General features: G+C 63.8%; 4 protein-coding genes and 1 pseudogene. 1 reads left to right on the forward strand and 4 read right to left on the reverse strand.

The genetic code is table 11. From position 1 onward, the window contains the following. The 3 genes from JOZ76_RS16705 to JOZ76_RS16715 all read right to left on the reverse strand — a co-directional run. A partial coding sequence (locus tag JOZ76_RS16705) for a CheR family methyltransferase (RefSeq protein WP_291699848.1) occupies positions 1 to 2,688 on the reverse strand: 2,688 nt, incomplete at its 3' end. 158 nt (positions 2,689 to 2,846) lie between these two features. Further along, positions 2,847 to 3,113: a hypothetical protein gene (locus tag JOZ76_RS16710; RefSeq protein ID WP_291699850.1), complete on the reverse strand. Its 267-nt coding sequence runs from the start codon at positions 3,111 to 3,113 to the stop codon at positions 2,847 to 2,849. 13 nt (positions 3,114 to 3,126) lie between these two features. Then, positions 3,127 to 4,128, reverse strand: coding sequence for a chemotaxis protein CheB (locus JOZ76_RS16715; RefSeq protein ID WP_291699852.1), 1,002 nt, complete (start codon positions 4,126 to 4,128; stop codon positions 3,127 to 3,129). A gap of 101 nt (positions 4,129 to 4,229) precedes the next feature. On the opposite strand from JOZ76_RS16715, the gene JOZ76_RS16720 reads away from it, so the two are divergent. Next, positions 4,230 to 4,649 (forward strand): response regulator, encoded by a 420-nt coding sequence (locus JOZ76_RS16720; RefSeq protein ID WP_291699854.1) that lies wholly within the window; start codon positions 4,230 to 4,232, stop codon positions 4,647 to 4,649. A 39-nt stretch (positions 4,650 to 4,688) separates the two neighbouring features. Here the strand turns inward: JOZ76_RS16720 and JOZ76_RS16725 are convergent. After that, positions 4,689 to 5,217: pseudogene (locus JOZ76_RS16725) on the reverse strand (MFS transporter); the annotation flags it as partial.

Here is a 5,217-nt window from a genome sequence, read left to right on the forward strand (position 1 = left end):
GAAAGCGTTGAGCCGACCGTCCAGATGGGCCGCATAATCCTGCACCGTCGTGCTGGTCTCGGCCGAACGCCGTGCGATCGAGCGCACCACGCCGAGCGTATTGCGGACGCGATGCTGCAATTCGGCAAGCAGCATGCGCTGCCGTTCCTCGGCCCGGGTGATCGCGGTGACGTCGATGAAGGTGATGACCACGCCCGCGATAAAATTGTCGATGCTGCGATAGGGCAGGATGCGGACGATATATCGCGTGCCGCTGTCGGGAGCCGTGAGCTCGCGCTCGACGCTCGCCAATGTCCGTAGGACGCGCCGGACGTCGTCATAGAGCTCCTCGATCGCAATCTTGGCCTTGATGTGCGCGATCGGCCGGCTGACGTCGGTTTCCACGAGGTGCAGCACCTGGGTGACGGCGGGCGTGAAATTCATGATGCGCATGTCGTTGTCGAGGAAAACCGTCGCGATCTGGGTGCTTTCCAAAAAGTTCTTGAGGTCGCTGGTTGCCCGCGTCAGTTCCTGGACACGATGCGCCAGCTCTCCGTTGACCGTGGTGAGCTCCTCGTTGACGGACTGCAACTCCTCGCGCGAGGTCTCCAGTTCCTCATTCGCCGACTGCAGCTCCTCGTTCAGCGACTGATATTCCTCGTTGGAGGACTTCAGCTCCTCGTTGGTGCTTTCGAGCTCCTCGATCGTTGCCTGCAACCGCTCGCGCGTCGCACGGAGCTCGCTCTCCAGCCGTTCGACATGCTCGCTGCCGACCAAGGCGCCCGAGTTGCCGTCGGATCCGTCGGCGGGGCGGACCGGTCCATCCTTGAACAGCACGACGAAATTGCGGTGGCCTTCAGGCCCATCCCGGATCGGCTCGACGGTGATGTCGACCAGAACCTTGTGTCCGTTGACGGCCAGCGCGACCTGCTCCGCATGGGAGGCCTCATTGATCTCCCGCGCACGAGAGAGAGCCGTGCGCAGCTCCAGCCGCAGGTCGCGGTGAACGAGGCTGAGCAGGTCGAGCGTCGCCGTTCCGGCGGTCGGTTCGATATAGCGCCCGGTCCGGCCGGAGAAGTGCAGGATGTGGAAATTCTCGTCCGTGATGACGTAGGCCGGCGCGTAGCGTTCGGCAACGCGCTGGGCACGGCGTTCCAGCCCGACATCGGGCCCGAAATTTCGCGCCGCCGGCGCTTCGACCGGTGTTCGTCCCGCGGCCGTCGTGATCGGAAATTCCGGCGGCAGGCGCGTGCCGGTCTCCAGCTTTCGGAAGATCCGGGCGCGCCGGTCCACCGGCGCAAACAGTTTTGGATGCCTTGTGACGTTCTCCGAATTGCCGAGGAACAGGAAGCGGCCTGGCAACAGGGCAAAATGAAACAGCGGAATGACGCGGTTCTGCAGCTCCGAGTTGAGATAGATCAAGAGATTTCGGCACGATACCAGATCGAGCTTGGAGAACGGCGCGTCCTTGATGACGTTGTGCTGCGAGAAGATGCACATCTCGCGCAGTTCCTTGATCACGCAATAGGTGTCGCCTTCGCGGACGAACCAGCGCGCCAGCCGTTCGGGGGGCATTTCGGCTTCGATATTGGTGCGATAGCGGCCGACGCGGGCGGCGGCGAGCGCGCGGCCGTCGATGTCGGTCGCAAAGATCTGGACCTGGGGCGGCGAGTCCAGCTTTGCGATGTGCTCTCGCAGCAGCATGGCGATCGAGTAGGCCTCCTCGCCGGTCGCGCAGCCGAGCACCCAGACGCGCACCTGTTGGCCGCCCTGCTTGCCTTCGAAGAGTTTTGGGATCACCTCGGTTTCCAGCACCTCGAACTCGCGCTTGTCGCGAAAGAATTCGGTGACTCCGATCAGCAGGTCATTGAAGAGGTATTGGACCTCGTCCTTGTCGGTTCGCAGCAAGTCGACATAGGCCGCAATGTCGGAAATCTGCACCACCTGCATGCGGCGCTGTACCCGGCGGAGGAACGTGTTCTGCTTGTAGCCGTGGAAGTCGTTGCCGGTCTTGTTTCGCAGGATGTCGGCGATGCGGGCGAGCGAGGTGGATGCCGCGGCCAGCACCTCGTCAAAACCCTGCTTCTCGTCCAGGCGGCGCAGATGCCGCGCATAGACCTGGATGTGCTCCGGGATATTCTCCGGCGGCAGGACGAAGTCGGCGATCGCCGCGGCCGAGTTGCTTTCCGCGAGGTGTTCGGAGCTGCTCGCCGCGGTGCTCTCGGCGATCGCGAGGCCACCATGGTCCTTCAGCGTGGCGACCCCCAGCGTGCCGTCGCCGCCGGTGCCGGCCAGCACCACACCGATCGATTGCTCGGCGCGATCTTCGGCGAGCGAGACCAGGAAACTGTCGATGGTCGCGCGTTCGCCCGGCGCCTGCTCAGCCTTGCGAACGGCAAATCGATCGCCTTGCAGCGTCGTGATCATGTTGGTGGGGCAGAGGTAGATGGTGCCGCCTTCAACCTTGGCGCCGTCGACCACATCGGTGAGACCGGTGTCGCGCACCTGCTTCAGGTTGTTGCCGAACCAGGCCTCATCGAGCGACTCCCGGTGCTGCAGCACGAGGACGATGGCCTGGTCGGGGCCGACCACGAGCTTGGAGAAGAACCGCTCCAGGCTGTCCTTTGCCGAAGCAGAAGCGCCGACGCCGACGATCAAGACCTTTTCCGTGCGGCCGTCCTTGTCCTTTCTTTGGCCAGAGTCAGTCATTGTTCGCGGGACCTTCGTAATGGTTCGGCGGCCAGGGACCTTTGCCGCTCAGACCTGCCTGTCGCGGTGTACAGCGAAACGTGCGACCGAAGCAACGCCGGCCGGCTTCGCCGTCCGCATGCGGTGCCGCCCCGGAGCCCGACCGGCAACCGCCGAGGTCAGAGAAGGACCTCGCGCTCAAGGTGGGCAATTCGCTGCTCGATCAGGGCGCGGTGGCGCCGCCATTCGACCAGGGTTTGCTCCATGAGATGCACGAGCCGTTCTGCCTCACGGGTATTATCGCCGGCCGCCTGCAGCGATGAAAGCAAAACCTGCTGGTTGCGGAGCCTGGTCCAGCCCGCTTCGATATCGGCGTCGGCCTTCACCAGAAGCCGCTTCTCGCCCTCGAGCTCGAGGGCTATTCTTGCCGTGGATCTGTCCGCCATGACTGGAGGCCCATCATTTTTCTGTAGGCTTCGGCTCGAGCGACAGTAGCATCGCCCGCCGGAGCGTGTCGGCATATTCGCGATATTCGGCGGCCTTTGCGTCATAGATTCGGGCGACTGCCAGACGCCCGCTGTGTCGACCGTCGTCCGCCATCCGGTGGACCAGGTCCGCACGTTCCTCAATGATGCGCAAGGCTATGCGCAAGGCCTCGTCGATCCGGCCGTCCTGCTGGCTCGCCAGCACGTCGGCCGTAAAGGCGTGGCCGACCTGACAACGGAAGCGCAGCGGATGTTGTGCCTTCAGCTCGGACAGGACCCCGCCGCAACTCGGGCAAGTCAGGGGGGCCGGGCTTGCGATATCGATCAGGCTGCCACTGCCGATGCGTTCGCCTGAGGCGATCTCGACTTCCAGCCTGATCTCGGGGGGGATCGGCAAGGGCTGGCCCGGCTTTTCATGCACCAGTTCGGACAGGACGTCGCCAAGCCGAGCGGCAGGAGCGCAAAGATCGACCGTGGTTGCTTCCAGCGCCCGCCGCGGCATTTCATCCGCGAGCGCATCGGTGGGGTCTTGCACCACCGCCAGACCGCCGCATCGTTTGATGGCATTGAGACCTGCGGCACCGTCGGAGAGCAGCCCGCTCAGCACCACGCCGATCACCCTCGGACCGTAGTGCAATGCAGCAGAGCGGAACAGGGGGTCGATGGCAGGACGGGACAGGTTTTCGGGTGGTCCCCTGCCGAGCACGATGCGGCCGTCGGCAATCAGCAAATGGCGGTCGGGCGCGGCGAGATAGACCTGGCCGTTCTCGATGGCAAGCCCGTTTTCCGCCTGCCGCACCGGCAGTTTGCCAGCTCCGCTGGCTACAGTGGCAAGCATGCCAATGCCCCGGGCAGGGATATGCAGCACGACGAAGATGGCCGCCGGGACATCCACCGGTAGCCCGCTCAGGATTTCCTTCAGGGGGACGGAGGCTCCGGAGGAGCCGCCAATGACGACGATATCGCGATTGGACACGGCCCTGGCCTGATATAGTGATCCGCATTGCGGAACCGGATGTTCCCAAAGCGGTTATATATTAAGGCCATACCCAAGCAGATTGTTCCTATTTCCGTATCATGCGTGAGGGGCCAATCATGTCCGCACCCAGCAACCCCGAATCGGTCCCGTCAGGGCCGCTGACGGGACGGCGCATCCTTGTCGTCGAGGATGAGTATTTCCTCGCCGATGATCTCCAGCGTCACTTCGTCTCCCTCGGAGCCGAAATCATCGGGCCGGTCGCCTATCTTGATGATGCTGCCGAGGTTCTGAAAGCCGACGCGCCCATCGACGTCGCATTGCTCGACATCAACGTCCGGAGCGAGATGGTCTTTCCATTGGCCCGGCTGTTGCGGTCTCGCAACGTACCCTTCGTCTTCACCACCGGCTACGACAAGAAGTCGCTGGGGTCGGAGTTCATGGACGTGCAGGTTTGGGAAAAGCCGCTGGATCTTCCGCGGCTGGCACGTTCGCTGACCGCATTGATGGCCGGGCACTGAGGCCGGTGCACATCATGTGCGTCGATAAGCCAGGCCGGCTCAGTATTGTTTGACCGTGGTGCGAAGCCCGATCCATAGCGCGGTCGCTACCAGGCCCAGGCCGCCGAGCAGCAGGAAGGTCGCGGCAAAGCCGATCCACTGCGCGATCCAGCCGCCGAGCGCGGGGCTCAGGGCCGCACCTGCGCCCTGGATGGTAATCACGGCGCCTTGCGCGAGATTGACGTGACCCGTTCCGTAGAGCGAGCGCGCAACCAGTCCGGGCACCGCGACGCTTTGCAGACCGGTCCCGATACCATCCAGGATCTCGACAGGGACGATGCCCCACCATCCGCTGAGCCAATAGGCCAGCAGTCCGCGCACCGGCAGCACCAGAAACGATGCGAGCAGGATCGGCCAATAGCTGCGGCTCTCCGCCACGCGCATGCCGCCGAGCGCGGCGATGATCATGGTGCCCTGGGCGATCACGATGGTGGTGGCAACAAAGCCGGGACCGTTGGCCTGGCTCGCCGAAACGGCCGCGATGCCGTAAAGCGGCATGATCGCCGCGTTTCCGAGATGGAAGATGGCA

The organism is Bradyrhizobium sp. (assembly GCF_019244115.1).
Lineage (GTDB): Bacteria > Pseudomonadota > Alphaproteobacteria > Rhizobiales > Xanthobacteraceae > Bradyrhizobium.